Origin of the sequence: Streptomyces sp. NPDC048506, from assembly GCF_040651315.1 — a bacterium.
Taxonomy (GTDB): Bacteria; Actinomycetota; Actinomycetes; order Streptomycetales; family Streptomycetaceae; genus Streptomyces.
Window position 1 is genome coordinate 1 of sequence record NZ_JBEZIX010000046.1, and the last position, 17,359, is coordinate 17,359.

The 17,359-nt window shown below is 74.8% G+C and carries 15 protein-coding genes; 11 read left to right on the plus strand and 4 right to left on the minus strand.

Annotated features, from left to right (window positions below; genetic code table 11):
• Positions 1-323 precede the first annotated feature (323 nt).
• On the minus strand, positions 324-1,229 hold the full coding sequence (locus AB0C96_RS31250) for a DUF3027 domain-containing protein (RefSeq protein ID WP_362922033.1): 906 nt from the start codon (positions 1,227-1,229) through the stop codon (positions 324-326).
• A gap of 464 nt (positions 1,230-1,693) precedes the next feature.
• Here AB0C96_RS31250 and AB0C96_RS31255 point away from each other — a divergent pair, with 464 nt between their 5' ends.
• The 4 genes from AB0C96_RS31255 to AB0C96_RS31270 all read left to right on the plus strand — a co-directional run bounded on the left by AB0C96_RS31255 (position 1,694) and on the right by AB0C96_RS31270 (position 5,337).
• Positions 1,694-3,082 (plus strand): MFS transporter, encoded by a 1,389-nt coding sequence (locus AB0C96_RS31255; protein ID WP_362922158.1) that lies wholly within the window; start codon positions 1,694-1,696, stop codon positions 3,080-3,082.
• A gap of 93 nt (positions 3,083-3,175) precedes the next feature.
• Positions 3,176-3,679, plus strand: coding sequence for a hypothetical protein (locus AB0C96_RS31260; protein ID WP_362922035.1), 504 nt, complete (start codon positions 3,176-3,178; stop codon positions 3,677-3,679).
• A 55-nt stretch (positions 3,680-3,734) separates the two neighbouring features.
• Positions 3,735-4,475 carry a futalosine hydrolase gene (locus AB0C96_RS31265; RefSeq protein WP_362922037.1) on the plus strand — a complete coding sequence of 247 codons (741 nt, stop codon included), beginning with the start codon at positions 3,735-3,737 and terminating at the stop codon, positions 4,473-4,475.
• 10 nt (positions 4,476-4,485) lie between these two features.
• Positions 4,486-5,337: a 1,4-dihydroxy-6-naphthoate synthase gene (locus AB0C96_RS31270; RefSeq protein WP_362922038.1), complete on the plus strand. Its 852-nt coding sequence runs from the start codon at positions 4,486-4,488 to the stop codon at positions 5,335-5,337.
• A 64-nt stretch (positions 5,338-5,401) separates the two neighbouring features.
• Here the strand turns inward: AB0C96_RS31270 and AB0C96_RS31275 are convergent, their stop codons facing one another.
• Positions 5,402-5,785 (minus strand): cold-shock protein, encoded by a 384-nt coding sequence (locus AB0C96_RS31275; protein ID WP_362922040.1) that lies wholly within the window; start codon positions 5,783-5,785, stop codon positions 5,402-5,404.
• A gap of 244 nt (positions 5,786-6,029) precedes the next feature.
• Here AB0C96_RS31275 and AB0C96_RS31280 point away from each other — a divergent pair, with 244 nt between their 5' ends.
• Positions 6,030-6,281: a hypothetical protein gene (locus tag AB0C96_RS31280; protein WP_362922160.1), complete on the plus strand. Its 252-nt coding sequence runs from the start codon at positions 6,030-6,032 to the stop codon at positions 6,279-6,281.
• Here AB0C96_RS31280 and AB0C96_RS31285 read toward each other — a convergent pair.
• Positions 6,191-6,883 (minus strand): HAD hydrolase-like protein, encoded by a 693-nt coding sequence (locus AB0C96_RS31285; RefSeq protein WP_362922042.1) that lies wholly within the window; start codon positions 6,881-6,883, stop codon positions 6,191-6,193. The two genes, AB0C96_RS31280 and AB0C96_RS31285, sit on opposite strands and share 91 nt — an antisense overlap.
• A gap of 106 nt (positions 6,884-6,989) precedes the next feature.
• Between AB0C96_RS31285 and AB0C96_RS31290 the strand changes: the two genes are divergently transcribed.
• From AB0C96_RS31290 to AB0C96_RS31310, 5 genes are all read left to right on the plus strand, one after another.
• Positions 6,990-7,997, plus strand: coding sequence for an iron ABC transporter permease (locus tag AB0C96_RS31290; protein WP_362922043.1), 1,008 nt, complete (start codon positions 6,990-6,992; stop codon positions 7,995-7,997).
• The gene (locus AB0C96_RS31295; RefSeq protein ID WP_362922044.1) at positions 7,994-9,091 is read left to right on the plus strand and encodes an iron ABC transporter permease; all 1,098 of its coding nucleotides are present in this window, start codon (positions 7,994-7,996) and stop codon (positions 9,089-9,091) included. The genes AB0C96_RS31290 and AB0C96_RS31295 overlap by 4 nt, the downstream gene beginning before the upstream one ends.
• Before the next feature lie 155 nt (positions 9,092-9,246).
• Positions 9,247-10,032: an ABC transporter ATP-binding protein gene (locus AB0C96_RS31300; RefSeq protein WP_362922161.1), complete on the plus strand. Its 786-nt coding sequence runs from the start codon at positions 9,247-9,249 to the stop codon at positions 10,030-10,032.
• 56 nt (positions 10,033-10,088) lie between these two features.
• Positions 10,089-11,132: an iron-siderophore ABC transporter substrate-binding protein gene (locus AB0C96_RS31305; RefSeq protein WP_362922045.1), complete on the plus strand. Its 1,044-nt coding sequence runs from the start codon at positions 10,089-10,091 to the stop codon at positions 11,130-11,132.
• A 220-nt stretch (positions 11,133-11,352) separates the two neighbouring features.
• Positions 11,353-13,272 carry a trypsin-like peptidase domain-containing protein gene (locus AB0C96_RS31310; RefSeq protein ID WP_362922047.1) on the plus strand — a complete coding sequence of 640 codons (1,920 nt, stop codon included), beginning with the start codon at positions 11,353-11,355 and terminating at the stop codon, positions 13,270-13,272.
• 43 nt (positions 13,273-13,315) lie between these two features.
• Here the strand turns inward: AB0C96_RS31310 and AB0C96_RS31315 are convergent, their stop codons facing one another.
• On the minus strand, positions 13,316-14,683 hold the full coding sequence (locus AB0C96_RS31315) for a hypothetical protein (RefSeq protein WP_362922049.1): 1,368 nt from the start codon (positions 14,681-14,683) through the stop codon (positions 13,316-13,318).
• A gap of 154 nt (positions 14,684-14,837) precedes the next feature.
• Between AB0C96_RS31315 and AB0C96_RS31320 the strand changes: the two genes are divergently transcribed.
• Positions 14,838-17,354: a helicase C-terminal domain-containing protein gene (locus AB0C96_RS31320; RefSeq protein WP_362922051.1), complete on the plus strand. Its 2,517-nt coding sequence runs from the start codon at positions 14,838-14,840 to the stop codon at positions 17,352-17,354.
• Positions 17,355-17,359: the final 5 nt, after the last annotated feature.

Below are 17,359 nucleotides of genomic sequence, written 5' to 3' on the forward strand. Positions count from 1 at the left end.
GTGGTCCAGCGCGGCGGCCAGGTGGGCCGCGAAGGCGGTGAGGACGCGGTGCTCGGAGGCCGGGGCCTGTTGTGTGGACGTAAAGCGAAGCAGTCCACACAACAGGCCCCGGAGGACCACCCCCGCAACCCACCACACACACCAGGCACCCCCGGCCCACAAACCCCACCCGCTCCCGCCGAAGGCGGGAAAAACACACAGCAACCCCCACGGCGGGAAAGCCGGCAACGTGGGAAGCCAGCCAAGCGCAGCGGACCGGCAACGTGGGAGGCCGGCCAAGCGCAGCGGACCGGCAACGTGGGAGGCCGGCCAAGCGCAAGCGATCAGCTGTGGCCCAGCTCCTCCGCCGGCCCGGCCTCCTCCACCGACCCGCCGTCCCGCTCCGGCCGCAAGGCCAGCGGTTCGACGACGGTTTCGTCGACGACGGGCGGCGCCGGCCGCGGCGGCTTGGGCATCACGGCGGCCTCGGAGTGCGCCCCGCACCCGTACGAGAGGGAGACGACCCGGCCGTCGGCGGGCGCGAACTCGTTGGCGCAGACGCCGAAGGCCTGGCGCAGGGAGCCCGTGAGGGGGGTGAGGAAACCGCAGGTCATGCAGGTGGCGGGGGCCGCCTGGGCCATCGGGGTCTTGGCGCCGTACGCCTCTTCCCAGCGGTCGGCGGCGGCGTGCAGGCCGTAGCGGGACAGCACCCGGGCGCGCCGCATGCCGAGTTCCTCGGCGATGTCCGCGATACCGCCGCGGGTGGGCGCGGGCTGGACCGCCGGGGAGCCGGGGAGGACGTCGGCCTCCTCCGTGTCGGCGACGTCCGCGGCCATGCCCTCCGCGACGGCGGAGTTCGGCGGCGGGCCGTCCTCGCCGGAGAATCCGGGCTCCAGGCGCAGGTCGTCGGCCTCGGTGGGCAGCAGGTCGCCGGGGCCCATGTCGCCGGGGCGCAGCCGCTCGCTCCAGGGCACCCACTCGGGGGCCAGCAGCGCGTCGGGGCCGGGCATCAGCACCGCCTCGTCGAGGGTGACGATCTTCGCACGGGAGGCCCGGGCGACCGTCACGGCCCAGCGCCAGCCGCGGTAGCCGGGCTCGTCGGCGGCGAAGAGGTGGGTGACGACGCGGTCGCCGTCGGCGACGGCTCCGAGGTGCTCGCCCACCATGCCGGGGAGCGCGACGTCCTCCGCCGCGGCCCGGGCAAGGTCGACCGCCTCGACGCACAGGCGGTCGGGGGTCCGGCTTCGCATCGCAGCACTCACAAGAATCGATTCTCTCTTCTACGCCGTCGCACGAGTGCGCCAACCGGAGCTGTCCTGTCCGTCCGGACGACCGGCGGTGACCGGGGCGGGCGGAGCGGACCTGGGGACCGCGTCGACGTCCGCGCCCGATCGGTTAGGCCGAGCGCACCTCATACGCACCATTCTGCGGGATCGCGGAAGGCGATGAGACACGCGGCCGCTTCCGACCGCCGGTGGCGCGTTACACACGCTACCCCTTCAACGGTGTACGACTCCTCGGTGGGAGCGGCAAATGTCAACAGCAGCGACGACGAATCGGCGCGCCCCGCGCGACAGGTGGGCGAAACCATCATCTCCCGGGCGAGTTGGGGCAGTATGGCCGGGTGGCTGCTGCCGCAAGGGCGTCAAGGGTGTCGAAGGTGGCGAAGGCATCGCGGAGGTCGTCGAGAGTGTCGGCACGGAAGCCGTCCCGGGTGTCGCGGGCGTCGACGCGGGGCGGCTTCGGGGACGGCCGGGTCAGGCGGGCGGGTCGGGCGGTCGGCCGGGCGCTGCGCCGGCCGTTCACCGGCGCGGCGCGGCGGGTTCGACGCGCGACACATGCGCACGGTGCGGGCGAGTCCGGGCTGGCCAAGCTGATCGAGCTGCACGCGGTGAACTCCGCCGGCGACATGATGATCACCGTCGCGCTGGCCTCGACGGTGTTCTTCTCGGTGCCGACGCACGAGGCGCGCGGCCGGGTGGCGCTGTATCTCGCGGTGACGATGGCGCCGTTCGCGTTGCTCGCGCCGGTGGTCGGGCCGCTGCTGGACCGGGTGCCGCACGGCCGTCGGGCGGCGATGGCGGGCGCGATGCTGGCCCGGGCGCTGCTGGCGCTGACGATGTCGGGCGCGGTGGCCACCGGCGGTCTGGAGTTGTATCCGGCGGCGCTGGGGGTGCTGGTGTCGTCGAAGGCGTACGGCGTGGTCCGCAGCGCGGTGGTGCCGCGGCTGTTGCCGCCGCGGATCTCGCTGGTCAAGGCCAATTCGCGGGTGACGCTCGCGGGGCTGCTGGCGACCGGGGTGGCGGCGCCTGCCGGGGCCGGGCTGCATCTGATCGGGCCGAGCTGGCCGCTGTACGGGGCGTTCGTGGTGTTCGTGGCGGGCACGGCGCTGTCGTTCTCGCTGCCGCACAAGGTCGACTCGGCGAAGGGCGAGCGGCGGGCCCGGCTGGCGTCCCACGAGGCGGCGGGTGACCGCCGTGGCCGGCCGCCGAAGCCGGGGCTGCGGTCGGTGGGGCCGTCGGTGCTGCACGGGCTCCAGGCGAACGCGGCGCTGCGGTCGCTCTCCGGTTTCCTGACGTTCTTCCTGGCCTTCCTGCTGCGCGAGCACCCGCTGGGCGGGCTGGGCGCGGCCGCCTCGCTGGGGCTGGTGGCGGTGGCGGCCGGCGTCGGCAACGCGCTGGGGACTGCGGTCGGGGCGTGGCTGAAGGCCCGGGGGCCGGAGCGGATCATCGCGGCGGTGCTGGGGCTGGCGCTGGGGGCGACGGTGCTCGCCGCGGTGTTCTACGGCGCGCTGGCGGTGGTCGTGGTGACGGCGGTGGCAGCCACCGCGGGGCTGTGCCAGGCGTTGGCGAAGCTGTCGCTGGACGCGATCATCCAGCGCGATGTGCCGGAGGAGGTGCGGACCTCCGCGTTCGCCCGGTCGGAGACGGCGTTGCAGCTGTCGTGGGTGGTGGGCGGTGCGATCGGCATCTCGTTGCCGCTGATCGGGGTACTGGGGATGTGGGTGGCGGCGGGGCTGGTGGCGCTGGGCGCGGCGCTGGCCGTGCGGGGGCTGTTGAGCGCGGGGCGGCGCGGCGGTACGTCCACGCCCCGGGTGGCCTGACGCCCGCGCGGGGCGGGCGCCGGCCCGCGACGGGTGGCGCGGCACGCCGTACCCGCGCGTGGCGCGGGCCGGAGGGCCAGATAGCCTGCCCGTATGACCGTTGCGTTGATCTCCTCGGGCAAGGGCCGCCGCGCCGCTGCCACCCTCGGTGCCGTGTCCCTGGGTCTGCTGGCCCTCTCCGCCTGCGAGAAGCCGACCGCGCTCGCGACCGTGACCGTCGGTTCGTCGACGGTGACGGCCGAGGCGACCCCCGGCTGCGACGGCCACGGCCAGGACCTGTCGCGGAAGGAAATCGCCGCCTGCATCACCAAGAAGGGTGGCAAGACGATCACCGTCCACCCGGGCGAGAAGGTGCGCGTCGGCGTCGACCCGAGCGTCGCCAAGTCCGGCTGGATCGTCATCGGCGCGGGCCCCGTCATGCGGGAGCCCAGCAAGCAGACGTACCGCAGCTTCGACGCGGACACCCTCTTCATGCAGCAGAACCCGGCGACCGGCCAGACGTCGTACGCCAAGGACGTCACGCTCCAGGTCGCGGAGATCGGCAAGAGCGAGGGCCCGACGACGATGTGGCACTTCACGCTGAAGCAGAAGGACTGAGCCCTCTGAGCGCGCTGGGCGCCGGGCTCCGGTCGCGGGCCGTGGGGGCGTTCTGATGCGGGTGCTGGTCGTCACGGCGGTGGCCGCCGAGCGGGATGCGGTGGTCGCCGCGCTGGACGGCACCGGGCCGCCGGCCGAGCTGCCCGGCGGCTCCCCGCTGCTGCGGTGCGCGGCCGGCGCGGCGACAGTGGTCGAGGTGCTGGCCGCGGGTGTCGGCCCGGCCGCTGCGGCCGCCGGTACGGCCACCGCGCTGACCGCCGCGGCGGTCGTCGGGCAGCCCTACGACCTGGTGGTCTCGGCCGGTATCGGCGGCGGCTTCTCCCCCGCCGCGCCGCTGGGCGCGGTGGTGGTCGCGGACGCGATCGTCGCGGCGGATCTGGGCGCCGAGACCCCGGACGGCTTCGTTCCGGTCACCGCACTGGGCTTCGGCACGGTGCGGCACCGGCCCGATCCGGCGCTCGTCGAGGCCGTCGCGGCGGCGGCCGGCGCGGTCACCGGCACGGTCGTCACGGTCTCCACGGTCACCGGCAGCGCCGCGCGCGCCGCCGAACTGGCGGAGCGTCACCCGGGCGTGCGGGCCGAGGCGATGGAGGGCTTCGGGGTCGCCGAGGCGGCCGCCGCGCACGGTGTGCCCGTCCTGGAGGTCCGTGCGGTCTCCAACGCCGTCGGCCCCCGCGACCGCGCCGCCTGGCGGATCGGGGACGCCCTCGCCGCGCTCACCGACGCCTTCCGTACGTTCCCCGGAGCCCTGGTGGCCGCGGCCGCCGGACCGGCCCCGGAACCCCACCGTTCCTGAGGAGGAACCCGTGCCCCGGCCGCTGAACATCGCGTACTCGCCGTGCCCGAACGACACCTTCGTCTTCGACGCGCTGGCGCACGGCCGGGTCCCGGACGGTCCCGAGCTGGCGGTCACCCTCGCCGACATCGACCGCACCAACGGCATGGCCGAGCGCGGTGAGTTCGACGTCCTGAAGGTCTCCTACGCCGTCCTGCCCCGGGTCCTGGAGGAGTACGCGCTGCTGCCCTGCGGCGGGGCGCTGGGGCGCGGCTGCGGGCCGCTGGTGCTCGGCCGGCAGCAGGGCACGGCCGCGGACCTGGCCGGGAAGACGATCGCGGTGCCCAGCGAGCGGTCCACCGCGTACCTGCTGTTCCGACTGTGGGCGGCGGCCGAGGTGCCGGGCGGGGTCGGGGAGGTCGTGGTGCTGCCGTTCCACGAGATCATGCCGGCCGTCCGGGACGGGAAGGTCGATGCCGGGCTGGTCATCCACGAGGCGCGCTTCACGTACCAGAACTACGGTCTGGTCTGCCTGGCCGACATGGGCGAGCACTGGGAGCAGACCACCGGGCTGCCGATCCCGCTCGGCGCGATCATCGCCAAGCGGTCGCTGGGCGAGCGGACGCTGCGGGAGCTGGCGGCCGCCGTCCGCACGTCCGTCCTGATGGCCTGGGACGACCCGGAGGCCTCCCGCCCGTACGTCCTGGAGCACGCGCAGGAGATGGACCCGAAGGTGGTCGACCAGCACATCGGGTTGTACGTCAACGAGTTCACCGCCGACCTCGGCGAGGACGGCTACGCCGCGGTGCGCGGGCTGCTCACCCGCGCCGCGGCCGAGGGGCTGGTGCCGCCCCTCGGCCGCGATGCGCTGGCTTTCGTGTGAGGTACTACGTCCGTTCGATCGGGTCGGCCGCACCGGCGCGGGCGGCCGACCCGGTTGTGCGGGGTCAGACGTCGAGCTGGTCGGCGACCGCGCGGAGCATGCCGGCGATCTTCGCGCCGTGCGCCTTCTCCGGGTAGCGGCCGCGCTCCAGTTGCTGGGTGACGTTCTCCAGGAGCGTGGTGAGGTCCTGGACGATCGAGGCGAGCTCGTCGGGCTTGCGGCGCTGGGCCGCGGCGACCGAGGGGGCCGGGTCGAGGAGAGTCACGGACAGCGCCTGGTCACCGCGCTGGCCTGCGACGACGCCGAACTCGACGCGCTGGCCAGGCTTGAGCGCGGCCACGCCGTCGGGCAGCACCGACGAGTGCACGAAGACGTCACCGCCGTCATCGCGGGAGAGAAAGCCGAAGCCCTTCTCACTGTTGAACCACTTGACCTTGCCGGTAGGCACGTCTGTCCTCGTCCTCGTACTCGTTGGAAAATCTGGGCTGGGTCTACCGCGGAAGCTGCGGAAGAAGGTCTGGATAGCAATGCAGCGGGCCGCAGGACCCGCCACCACCAAGGCTAATGGTCCCCGGACCGGTGACAAGACGCCGCCGGGTGGATCCTCGGTGCCTCTGGCCCGGACTTACCCTGGTCAGGTGTCTGACGAAACTCCCCAGGCCGGGGATCTGCTGGTCCGAATCGGCGCGATCATGTTCCTTGTTGGCGCAGTGGCCACTCTCGCCACGGTGGCACCGCTGTTCCTCGGGACCCACCCGCTACCGTCCGCCTTCTACTGGCTGTGCATGCTGATGGGCCTCGGCTTCCTGATCGCCGCCGCCGGACTGGTGCGTTCCGCCGTGGCGCAACGGCGTCAGGCCGAGGCGGCGTCCGGGGCGTCGGCATCGCCGGCATCACCGGCATCGTCGACCACATCGACCCCGTCGACCCCGTCAGCGAGGTAGCGCCCCAGCCACTCCGGGAAGGCCGTGAGGTCGCCGAGCAGCACATCCGCGCCGGCCGCCCGCAGCTCCCGCTCGTCGCACGGGCCGGTGGGCACGGCCACCGACAGCGCGCCCGCGGCGTGCGCCCCCCGTACGTCACCGGTGTGGTCGCCGACGTAGACCCGCGCGCCGTACTCGCGCAGCGCCTCCGCCTTGGCCTCGGCCCACAGCGAGCCGATGACCGCGTCCGGCTCGATGCCCAGGTGCACCATGTGCAGTTGGGCGTTCGGCTCGTACTTGGCGGTCACCACGATCGCCCGGCCGCCGGCCGCCCGCACCGCGGCGACGGCCTCCCGCGCCCCGCGCAGGGCGAGCGTCCCCTCGATCGCGTGGTGCGGGTACAGCGCGCGGTACAGGTTGCTGATCTCCGCCACCCGCTCCTCGGGGAACCAGCGGCGGATCTCCTCCTCCAGCGGCGGGCCCAGCCGGGTCACCGCGGCGTCGGCGTCGATGCGGGTACCGGTCCTGGCGGCCAGCTCCTGGTAGGCGGCCTTGATGCCGGGTCGGGAGTCGATCAGCGTCATGTCGAGGTCGAATCCGACCGTCAGGGGGTGCGCAGCCATGCCTGCCATTGTGCAGGCGGGGCCCCGGGCCGCCGGACCGGGGCCGTACGCTTAGCCCTGCCTTACCTAACCTGCATCCGGCCACCCACCACGAAGAGATGCGCCTATGAAGCCCCGGACGCCCGGCCGTCGGCTCGGCCTGACGGTGGTGGCGCTGCTCGCCCTGCTGCTCGCGGTGCTGCTGTCGCTGGCCGTCGGCAGCCGGCCGTTCGCGCCGTCCGAGGTGCTGGACGCCCTCGTCCACGGCGGCGACGGCGACGCCGCCCAGGTCATCCGCTTCCTGCGGCTGCCGCGCACCGAGATCGGGCTGATGGTCGGCGCCGCGCTGGCGATGGCCGGCACGGTCATGCAGGGCATCACCCGCAACCCGATCGCCGACCCGGGCATCCTCGGCATCAGCCAGGGCGCCTCGGTCGCCGTGGTGATCGCCCTCGCCTTCGCCGGCGTCCACACCCTGACCGGCTACGTCTGGTTCGCGTTCGCCGGTGCCGGGATCGCCGCCGTCGTCGTCTACGCCATCGCCTCCCGCGGCCGGGGCGGCGCCACCCCCGTCAAGCTCGCGCTCTCCGGCGCGGCCATCAACGCGCTCCTGGTGTCGGTGAGCATGGCGATCCTGACCACCAAGGCCGCTGCCCTGGACGAGTTCCGGTTCTGGCAGGTCGGCTCGCTCACCGGCCGGGACGCCGAAGTGGCCGCCCGGATCTGGCCGTTCCTGTTGGTCGGTGCGGTGCTGGTGGTGTCCGTCGCGCGCGGTCTGGACGCCCTGGCGCTCGGCGAGGACGTCGCCCGGGGCCTGGGCCAGCGGGTCGCCACGGTGCGGGTCGTGGGCGGGCTGGGGGCGACGGTGCTGACCGGCGCCGGGGTTGCCGCGGCCGGCCCGATCGCCTTCGTGGGCCTGGCCGTCCCGCACCTGGCCCGCGCACTGGTGGGCGGCGACCACCGCTGGGTGCTGCCGATGGCGGCGCTGCTCGGCCCGGTCGTCGTGCTGGTCTCGGACACGGTGGGACGGGTCCTCTTCCCGCCGTCGGAGGTGCCGGCCGGTGTGATGACCGCGCTGATCGGGGTGCCGTTCCTGGTGACGCTGGTGCGGCGGAAGGCGGTGGTGGCGGCATGACCGCTCCCTCGACCGCCGCTCCCGGCAAGGTCCTCGGGCGCCCCACCGGGCACGCCCTGGTGCGGGTCGGCGGTGGCTCGTTCCTGGTGCACCGCCGGGCGGCCGTGGTCGCCGCCGCGCTGACCGTCCTGCTGGCCGCCGTGTGCGTGGCGTACCTGTGCGTCGGTGAGAGCTTCGTCGCCCCGTCCGAGGTCGTCGACGTCCTGCTCGGCAGGCCGTCGACACAGGAACTGGTCGTGGGCACCCTGCGGCTGCCGCGGATGACCGTCGGGCTGATGACCGGCGCGGCGTTCGGGGTCGCCGGTGCGCTGATCCAGACGGTGGCCCGCAATCCGCTCGCCAGTCCCGACATCATCGGCATCAGCCAGGGCGCGAGCGCGCTGACGGTCGGTGCGATGACGTTCGGCGTCACCTCGTACGCCGTCCTGCCGTATCTGTCCGTCGCCGGCGGGGTGCTGGCCGCCGGGCTGGTGTACGTCTTCGCCTGGCGCGGCGGTCTGCACGCCACCCGCTTCGTGCTGATCGGCATCGGGTGCGCGGTCGCCCTCCGCTCCGTCAGCCACCTGTTCCTGACGAAGGGCGACTACCTCGTCGCCCAGCAGGCCCAGGTGTGGATGACCGGCTCGCTCAACGGGCGCGGCTGGGCGGAGGCGGCGCCCCTGGGGTGGGCGCTGCTGGCGCTGCTCCCGGGCGTGCTGTGGGCGGCGCGCGCCCAGCGGACCGTCGCGCTGGACGACGACACCGCGACCGCGCTGGGCGTCCGGCTGGGCCGTACCCGCCTCGGTCTGGTGGCGGTCGGTGTGGTCCTGGCGTCGATGGCGACGGGCGCGGCCGGGCCGGTGGACTTCGTGGCCCTGCTGGCCCCGCAGATCGCCCGCCGGATGGCACGCACCGCCCAGATCCCGCTGCTGTGCTCGGCGCTGCTGGGCGCCTTCGTCGTCGTCCTGGGCGACCTGCTCGCCCGCAAGCTCTTCGCGCCGACGGAGCTGCCGGTCGGCGTGCTGACCGCCGCCGTCGGCGCCCCGTATCTGATCTGGCTCATCGTCAGGGGACACCGCGCCCGTGGCCGTGCCGCGGCAGGAGGAACAGCGTGACCGAGACCGGGCCGACGGGTGACGGCGTGCGGACCGACGAGGGCGTGGGGACCGACGGGACCGGGCCGGCGGTGGGTCGGGGCGGGCAACAGGAGCGGGGCGGGCCGGGGGTCGCCGACGGGGGCCCGGCCGGCAGCCGTCTCGCCGCCCGTGCGCTGACCCTCGCCTACGAGGACCGCACGGTCATCACGGACCTGGACCTGGACGTGCCGCACGGCGCGGTCACCGTCATCGTCGGCCCCAACGCCTGCGGCAAGTCGACGCTGCTGCGCGCCCTGGGCCGGCTGCTGAGACCGCGCGGCGGCGCGGTCCTGCTGGACGGCACGGACCTCGCCCGCATCCCCACCAAGAGGGTCGCCCGGTCGCTGGGGCTGCTGCCGCAGACGCCCGTCGCGCCCGAGGCGATCACCGTCGCCGATCTGGTGGCCCGCGGCCGTCAGCCGCACCAGCGCTGGTGGCAGCAGTGGTCGGCGGAGGACGAGCGGGCGGTCGGCGAGGCGATGGCGCGCACCGACGTGGCCGCGCTGGCGGACCGCGCGGTGGACGAACTCTCCGGCGGCCAGCGCCAGCGCGTCTGGATCGCGATGGCCCTGGCCCAGGAGACCGACCTGCTCCTGCTGGACGAACCGACCACCTACCTCGACATCGCCCACCAGGTCGAAGTCCTGGACCTGGTACGGCAGTTGAACCACGACCGGGGCCGCACCGTGGTGGCCGTCCTGCACGACCTCAACCAGGCCGCCCGCTACGCCGACCACCTGGTGGCGATGAAGGCCGGACGGATCGTCGCCCAGGGGCCGCCCGGCGAGGTCGTCACCGCCGAGCTGGTCGGCGAGGTCTTCGGCCTGGACTCGGTCGTGGTGCCCGATCCGGTCACGGGCTCGCCCCTGGTGGTGCCGGGCCGACCCTGGCGGCCCACTGCGGCGGCCCCGCCGCACTGACCACCGCGGCCCGGCCGGAGGCCGTCCACCGTGCACTCCCCACGAAAGGACCTCTCATGCCCCGCCCCTCCACCACCACCGTCGTGGCCGCCGCGACCGCCCTCGGCGCCGCCCTGCTGCTGTCCGGGTGCGGCGCCGGCGACGACGCGTCCTCCTCCGGCGCCAACGGCTCCTTCAAGGCCGCCCGTTGCCCCGGGCAGCCGACCGTGACCTGGGCCGAGCCGGCGACCGGCGACGGCACCCACCCGGTGCGGACCGCGATGGGCACCGTGCGGGTGCCCAACACCCCGCAGCGGGTGGTCGTCCTGGACACCGCCGAACTGGACTCCGCGATCACCCTGGGCGTCAAGCCGGTCGGCGCCACCCGCTCCGACGTCGCGTCGGGCTTCCTCGACTACCTCCCCAAGGACCGGGTCGCCGGCATCAAGGACGTCGGCAGGATCGGCGCCCCGAACCTGGAGGCGGTCGCCGCCCTGAAGCCCGATCTGATCCTGACCAGCAAGGTCCGCGACGGCCAACGCTACGACCAGCTGGCGAAGATCGCCCCGACGGTGATGACCGAGACCACGGGCTATCCGTGGAAGCAGAACTTCGCCACCCACGCCGCCGCCCTCAACAGGATCCCCGAGGCCAGGCGGGCCGCCGCCGCGTACCGCGCACACGCCGAGCGGGTCACCGGGGCCCTCGGCGGCCCGGCCGCGGCTCGGCACCTCCGCACCAACGTCGTCCGCTTCGTCGAAGGCGCCGACACCCGCCTCTACGGCTGCCAGAGCTACATCGGCACCGTCCTCGCCGACCTCGGCACCGGCCCCACCGACGTCGTCGACGGCGCCCCGGACGGCCTGATGCGCGAGGTGAGCCCCGAACAGATCAACCAGGCCGACGCCGACGCCGTCTTCTACTCCTCCTACGGCACCCCGCAGAAGTCCAAGGAGGCCCAGATCACCGCCGGCGGCCTCTGGAAGCACCTGCACGCCGTCACCACCGGCCGCTCCTTCCGCGTCGACGACCAGCTGTGGATCCAGGGCATCGGCTACACGGCGGCCGACAAGATCCTGGACGAGGTGCAGCAGCGGCTGGCGAAGAAGAACCGTTCCTGACCCCTGTGTCCCGGTGCTGCCTCGCGACCTCGCCGACCAGTTCTTGAGGTCGTCCACGGTCGGCTTCGGGTCGCAGAGGCGCCGGCAACTTCTGGCCCGCGCTTCGCCCTCGGTAAGCATTGGCCCATACTGCGGGGACGACCCGGGGGGCCGTTGACCCACGGCTGATCCTTCTCCGACCACTGCCTGATGAGCTGTCAGCGGGAGACTTGAACACCAGATGAAACCCATACGTTCGACCGGACGCATACGCCTGCGACGCAAGGGGGCGGCCGGAGGCGCGCACCGGTTGCGGACCAAGCCCGCGAAACGCGCCCTCACCATGGCCGTCGGGGTCGCGCTCGCCGGTGGCGCCGCGGCGTTCGCGGCCGTCGCCGGCGCCGCCCCGGCCGCTCCGCCGCCGCCCCCGGCCCCCGCCTCCCCAACGCCCCCGAGCGTGACCGCCCACGACATCCAGCGGGCGAAGGAGGAGCAGCGGTACTGGACGCCGGAGCGCATACAGCAGGCCGTGCCGGTGGCACCGGCTCCGGGGAGCGCCGCCGGGCCGGACGGGGCGCCCCGGAGCAAGCGGTCGTTGAAGGCGCCGACCAAACCGAGGGACGAAGGCGTCGCCACGGTCGGCGTGTTCCTCATCCGCACCGACGACGGGACGGCGACCGCCAACCAGTTCTGCTCTGCCGGCTCCGTGGCCTCCCCCATCAAGAGCCTGGTCATCACCGCGGCGCACTGCTTCAAGGGCGACAAGCCGTACACCCACGTGGCCTTCGTCCCCGGCTACCGCGCCGGCGCGACCAAGGCGGGGCAGCCCGGCGAGACGCCGTACGGCATCTTCCCGATGCAGCCGGGCCAGGTCTGGATCGACGGGCGCTACCGCCAGGCGAAGCCCGATGACGACGTGGACTTCGCCCTGCTGCGCGTCGGCCCGAACGCCCAGGGCCAGCTGCTGGAGGACGCCACCGGTCGGGGCAACGAGCTCACCTCCGTCCCCGCGGCCAAGCTGGCGCGCAAGGACATCACCGTGACCGGCTACCCCGGTGGCCAGAAGACTCCGTTGCAGTGCACCAATGACACCAGCGCCTTCCAGGGCCGGTTCATGGAGATCCAGTGCGACGGGTTCAAGTCGGGCGTCAGCGGGGGCCCGTTCCTGGAGAACTTCGACGGCAGGCGCGGCAACCTCGTCGGCGTCATCGGCGGCTACCAGACCGGCGGACGCTACGACCACATCTCCTACAGCTCGCAGTTCGACGGCGACGTCCTCCGGCTCTACCGGCAGGCGGTCGCCGGTTCGCCGCCGGACTCCGACAACCCCCTGGGGGACGCGGGGACCTGGAGCTACGCCACGGTGATGACCTCCGGCCGCTTCCACAGCGCCTCCGTGCGCAACGGCAACAGCGACCTGATCGTGCGCTGGTCCGACGGCGAGCTGACGCTGTACCCCGGCGACGGCAAGCAGGGGTTCACACAGGGAGTGCAGCTGGTGGGCCCCAACTCCACCTGGAAGCATGCCTCGTTGATGACCGCGGGCGACTTCACCGGCAGCGGTACCAACGATCTCGTCGTCCGCTGGTCGGACGGCGAGTTGACGCTCTACAAGGACGTCGACGAAACCAGCAAGCTGCGCAACGAGGTCCGGCTGCGCCCCGGCGGCAGCGTCTGGACCCGGGCGCACGGGATCGCCGCGGGCCGCTTCGACGGCGGCTCCACACGCGCCGACGACCTCCTCGTGCGCTGGTCCGACGGCCATGTCAGCGTCTACCCGAACGTCGACGGCAAGGGCCTGCACGCCGAGCAGAAGCTCCTCCCGGCCAACAAGACCTGGACCTACGCCCGGGACGTCGTCGCCGGCGACCTCAGCGGTGCGGCGGGCGGCCAGGACCTGCTCGTCCGCTGGGCCGACGGTGAGGTCTCGGTGTTCGAGAACGCGGTGGGCCGCAAGCTCACCAAGGAGCAGCAGCTCCAGAAGCCGAAGTCCGCGTGGCGCAGCGCCTCCCTGGTGACGCTGGGGGCCTTCGGCGGCGGCGACGGGCGCGCGAACGACCTCGTGGTGCGCTGGCCCGGCGGGAAGCTCGCGCTCAACGCGGACTCCACGGCCGGCGCCCTGGGCACGGAGAAGACGCTGGTGCCCACGCCGGGCGGCTGACCCGCACGGGCGCGGGGCGGGGCCCCGCCCTGCCTCGCCCCGCTCAGCGTGCCGTCCGCCGCATCCGCCACAGCAGGAACAGCGCCGAGGCGACGGCCGCGACCCGGGCCGTCACCGGCAGGCCGTCGAGCAGCTCCTGCCCCAGCCGGCCCTGGGCGATCGGCTCGCCCCAGCGGCGGTCGAAGCGGCCCCACAGCCACACCACCATGCTGCCCGCGACGATCCCGGGCAGCCCGAGCGCCGCGAACTTCGCCTCGGTCCGGGTCAGCCGCCGCGAGACGTAGGCGAGCGCCCAGCCGCCCGCCAGCGCCAGCCACGACCCCAGCACCGCACCGGCCACCAGCAGCAGCACGGCCAGGGTGGGGACCGGGCTGAGCCACGCCCGGAGCGGGATCGGCCCGGCGGCCTCGTCCTGGTCCTCGGCGCCGTCCGCCTCCCCGACACCGTCCGCGTCGTCCGTGACCGGCGCGCCGCGGGTGGCGCCGCGCCGCCGGGCGAGCGCACGGCGGAGCAGCGTGCCGAGCGGCGGCCGGGCGGCGGACCCGCCGTCCTCGTCGGCGTCCACCGCCGCGGCGCCCTCGGCGCCGCCCTCGTCCTCGCCCTCGTCCTCGTCCTGCCCGCCGTGCTTCCCCTTCGTGCCGCCCTTGTCCGTGCCGCCCTGGTTCGTGCCGTCCTTGCTCAGCGACGGCCGGCCGGCCGCTCCGGGTGTGCCGGCCTTGGCACCCTCGCCCTTCGGTCGCTGCCAGATCTCCGGGATCTCGATGCCGCCGACGAATCCGGGCACGGTCTCGCCCGGGCCGAACGGTTCCGGCTCCAGCCGCCACCAGTCCGGGGCGTCGTCCGCGTCGCCCAGCTCGTCCGCGCCGGCGAGGTGCGGGGGCAGGCCCGCGGTCGACGCGGGGTCGGGAGCGGGGACCGCCGACCCGGCGCGCGGACCCGGCACCGCGCCGTCGCCGGCCCCCTCGCCGTACCCGGAGGCCTCGCCGTACGCGGAAGCCTTGCCGTTCCCGCTCGCCCTACCGGTGAGGCCGCTGCGCCGGGCGAGGTCGGCGAACCGCTCGCGGGCGGTGAGCCGATCGCGGGCGGTGAGCCGATCGCGGGCGGTGAGCCGGTCACGGGCGGACGTCCACCGCTGAGGGTGATCGCCGGTCTGCGCCGGGTGCCCGGCCGCCCGCGCCGATTCCTCCGGCGGCGGGGCGCCCCCGGCCGCCGCGACCACCGCCTCCGGCGTCCCCAGCCGGGCCAGGACCTTCTTCACGCCGGACACCGAGTCGGCGTTCTGCTCGGTGATCTCGGCCCGCAGTCCGGTCACCAGCCGCATCCTGGTGGCGGAGGGCAGGCCCCGTTGCTGGGCCAGGTCGCCCACCCGGCTCAGATAGTCAAAGACGAGCTGATCGCTCTCGATCCCCACGAAATCCCCTGCGGCGTGCGCTGGTTGCCTCCTCGACGGTACCGCCTCGGTGCTCGGCACGGCCGGAATGCCGACGGGGCCGCGCGCGACGGCGCACCGGCGCCATGCCGCCGCTCACTGCCCCCACACACCGCGCCCCGCTAACGTAGGACGAATGACCGGTATCCCCCGCACCCTCGCCGAGGAGCTTCGGACCCGCACCGACAGCGGGCTCATCGGGCTGCTGCGGGCCCGGCCCGACCTGCTCAATCCGGTGCCCGGCGACGTCACACAGCTGGCGACCCGGGCCGGCACCCGGGCGTCGGTGGTGCGCGCGGTGGAGCGGCTCGACCGGTTCGCGCTCCAGGCCGCCGAGGCGCTGGCGGTGGCGCCCGATCCCTGTCCGTACGGCACGCTGGCCGCGCTGATGGGCGGGGACGCCGGGGACGAGGCGGTCGCCGCCGAGCTGCCCCGGGCGGTGGCGCAGCTGCGTGCCCAGGCGCTGGTGTGGGGTCCGGACGACCGGCTGCGGCTGGTGCGCACGGCCCGCGAGCTACTGGCGCCGAGCGCCGCGCACCCGTCGCCGACCGGGCTGGGACCGACCGTCGCCGAAGCCACGGCCGGGATGTCGCCGGGCCGGCTACAGCAGATCATCGCGGCGGCCGGGCTGCCCACCACCCATGACCCGGTCTCCGCGGTCGCCGCGCTGACCTCGCTGTTCTCCGATCGCACCCGGATGGCGAAGCTGCTCGACAGCGCGCCCGCCGAGTCCGTCACGGTCCTCGACAAACTGCTGTGGGGCCCTCCGTACGGCGGTGTCACCGACCACCCGGCGCCGCACCTGACCTGGCTGCTGGACCGGGGCCTGCTGCTGCCGGCCGGCGGCCGCAACGTCGTCCTGCCGCGGGAGGCGGCGCTGCACCTGCGGGGCGGGCACGCGCACCGCCGCCCCGAGCCGGTGCCGCCGGCGCTGGAGCCCGTCACGGAGCGCGCTCCACAGCTTGTGGACGGCGCCGGCGCGGGCCAGGCGTTCACCGCGCTGGCGACGGTCGAGGAGCTGCTCAAGGAGTGGGACCTGGGCGGGCCGCCCGTGCTGCGCGCCGGCGGCCTGAGCGTCCGCGACCTCAAGCGGACCGCCGCCGCCCTGGACACCACCGAGCAGCTCGCCGCCTTCTGGCTCGAACTCGCCTACGGGGCCGGGCTGATCGCCTCCGACGGCGAGGCCGACGAGCGGTACGCGGCCACCCCGGCGGCCGAGGAGTGGCTCCAGCTGCCCGATCACGAGCGCTGGGCGGTGCTCGCGGCCGGCTGGCTGACGGCGACCCGCACCCCGGGGGTGGTCGGCACGGCCGACGCGAAGGGGCGCGCGCTGGCCGCGCTCGGCCCGCACCTGGACCGCTCCCCGGCGCCCGAGATCCGCCGGCGCGCCCTGACGCTCCTCGCCGGTCTGCCGCCGGGCACGTCCGTACCGGCGGCGGCGGTGCTGGACCGGCTGCGCTGGGAGCGTCCGCTGCGCGGGGCGGGGTCCCCGACAGGCGCTGCCGTCCGGACCGCGGCTCCCGCCGGTGACGCCGCCCCGGGCGCCCCCGCACCCGTCGCCGACCTGCGCTCCCGGCTCGCCCAATGGGCCCTGGAGGAGGCCGAGTTGCTCGGTGTGACCGGGCGGGGGGCGCTCTCGGCCCACGGCCGGACCCTGCTCGGCAGCACGACGGAGCCGGCCGTCCCCACGCCCGCCGAGACCGACACCGCGGCCGGCCGCGCCGCCGCCCTCCTCGCCCCGCTGCTCCCCGAACCGCTCGACCACGTCCTGCTCCAGGCGGACCTGACCGCGGTCGCCCCCGGCCCGCTGCAACGCCCGCTCGCCGAGGCGCTCGACGTGCTCGCCGACGTCGAGTCCAAGGGCGGTGCGACGGTCTACCGCTTCACCCCCGCATCGGTGCGCCGCGCCCTGGACGCCGGCCGCTCGGCCGCCGAACTCCAGGAGTTCCTCAGCACCCACTCCCGTACGCCGGTCCCCCAGCCGCTCGCCTACCTCATCGACGACGTGGCCCGTAAGCACGGCCAGCTGCGGGTGGGCGCGGCCAGCGCCTACGTCCGCTGCGACGACGACGCGCTGCTCGCCGAGATCCTCGCCGACCGCCGCGCCGCCACGCTCCGCCTGCGCCGGCTCGCCCCGACGGTGCTCGCCGCCCAGACCTCGCCGGAGCAACTCCTCGACGGGCTGCGCGCGATGGGCTACGCCCCGGCCGCCGAGTCCGCCGCCGGCGACGTCCTGATCGCCCGCGCCGACTCGTACCGCACCCCGCCGCGCAGCGCACCCGTCCCGGTGCCGGACGGCCCGCCGTCCCCCGACCGCACCCTCCTCGAAGCGGCGGTCCGCGCCATCCGCGCCGGCGACCTCGCCGCCACCGCGGAACGCAAGCCGGTCCGCGCCCCCGCCCCGACCCCGGGCGCCCTCCCCCGGACCACCTCCGCGGAGACCCTCGCCACCATGCAGGCCGCGGTGCTCACCAACTCGGCCCTGTGGATCGGGTACGTCAACGCGGACGGCGCCGCCAGCCAGCGCGTGATCGCTCCGGTACGGGTCGAGGGCGGCTTCGTCACCGCCTACGACCACACCGCCGACGAGGTCCGTACGTATCCGCTGCACCGGATCACGGGCGTGGCGGAGCTGGCGGACGACGCGGTCTGAGAACG

Bases quoted from the DNA above. Each gene is read 5' to 3' on its own strand.
- AB0C96_RS31285 (WP_362922042.1), bottom strand. From the start codon at position 6,883: ATGGCTGCGCACCCCCTGACGGTCGGATTCGACCTCGACATGACGCTG.
- AB0C96_RS31320 (WP_362922051.1), top strand. From the start codon at position 14,838: ATGACCGGTATCCCCCGCACCCTCGCCGAGGAGCTTCGGACCCGCACC.
- AB0C96_RS31310 (WP_362922047.1), top strand. From the start codon at position 11,353: ATGAAACCCATACGTTCGACCGGACGCATACGCCTGCGACGCAAGGGG.
- AB0C96_RS31290 (WP_362922043.1), top strand. From the start codon at position 6,990: ATGAAGCCCCGGACGCCCGGCCGTCGGCTCGGCCTGACGGTGGTGGCG.
- AB0C96_RS31250 (WP_362922033.1), bottom strand. From the start codon at position 1,229: ATGCGAAGCCGGACCCCCGACCGCCTGTGCGTCGAGGCGGTCGACCTT.
- AB0C96_RS31280 (WP_362922160.1), top strand. From the start codon at position 6,030: ATGTTCCTTGTTGGCGCAGTGGCCACTCTCGCCACGGTGGCACCGCTG.
- AB0C96_RS31260 (WP_362922035.1), top strand. From the start codon at position 3,176: ATGACCGTTGCGTTGATCTCCTCGGGCAAGGGCCGCCGCGCCGCTGCC.
- AB0C96_RS31265 (WP_362922037.1), top strand. From the start codon at position 3,735: ATGCGGGTGCTGGTCGTCACGGCGGTGGCCGCCGAGCGGGATGCGGTG.
- AB0C96_RS31295 (WP_362922044.1), top strand. From the start codon at position 7,994: ATGACCGCTCCCTCGACCGCCGCTCCCGGCAAGGTCCTCGGGCGCCCC.
- AB0C96_RS31305 (WP_362922045.1), top strand. From the start codon at position 10,089: ATGCCCCGCCCCTCCACCACCACCGTCGTGGCCGCCGCGACCGCCCTC.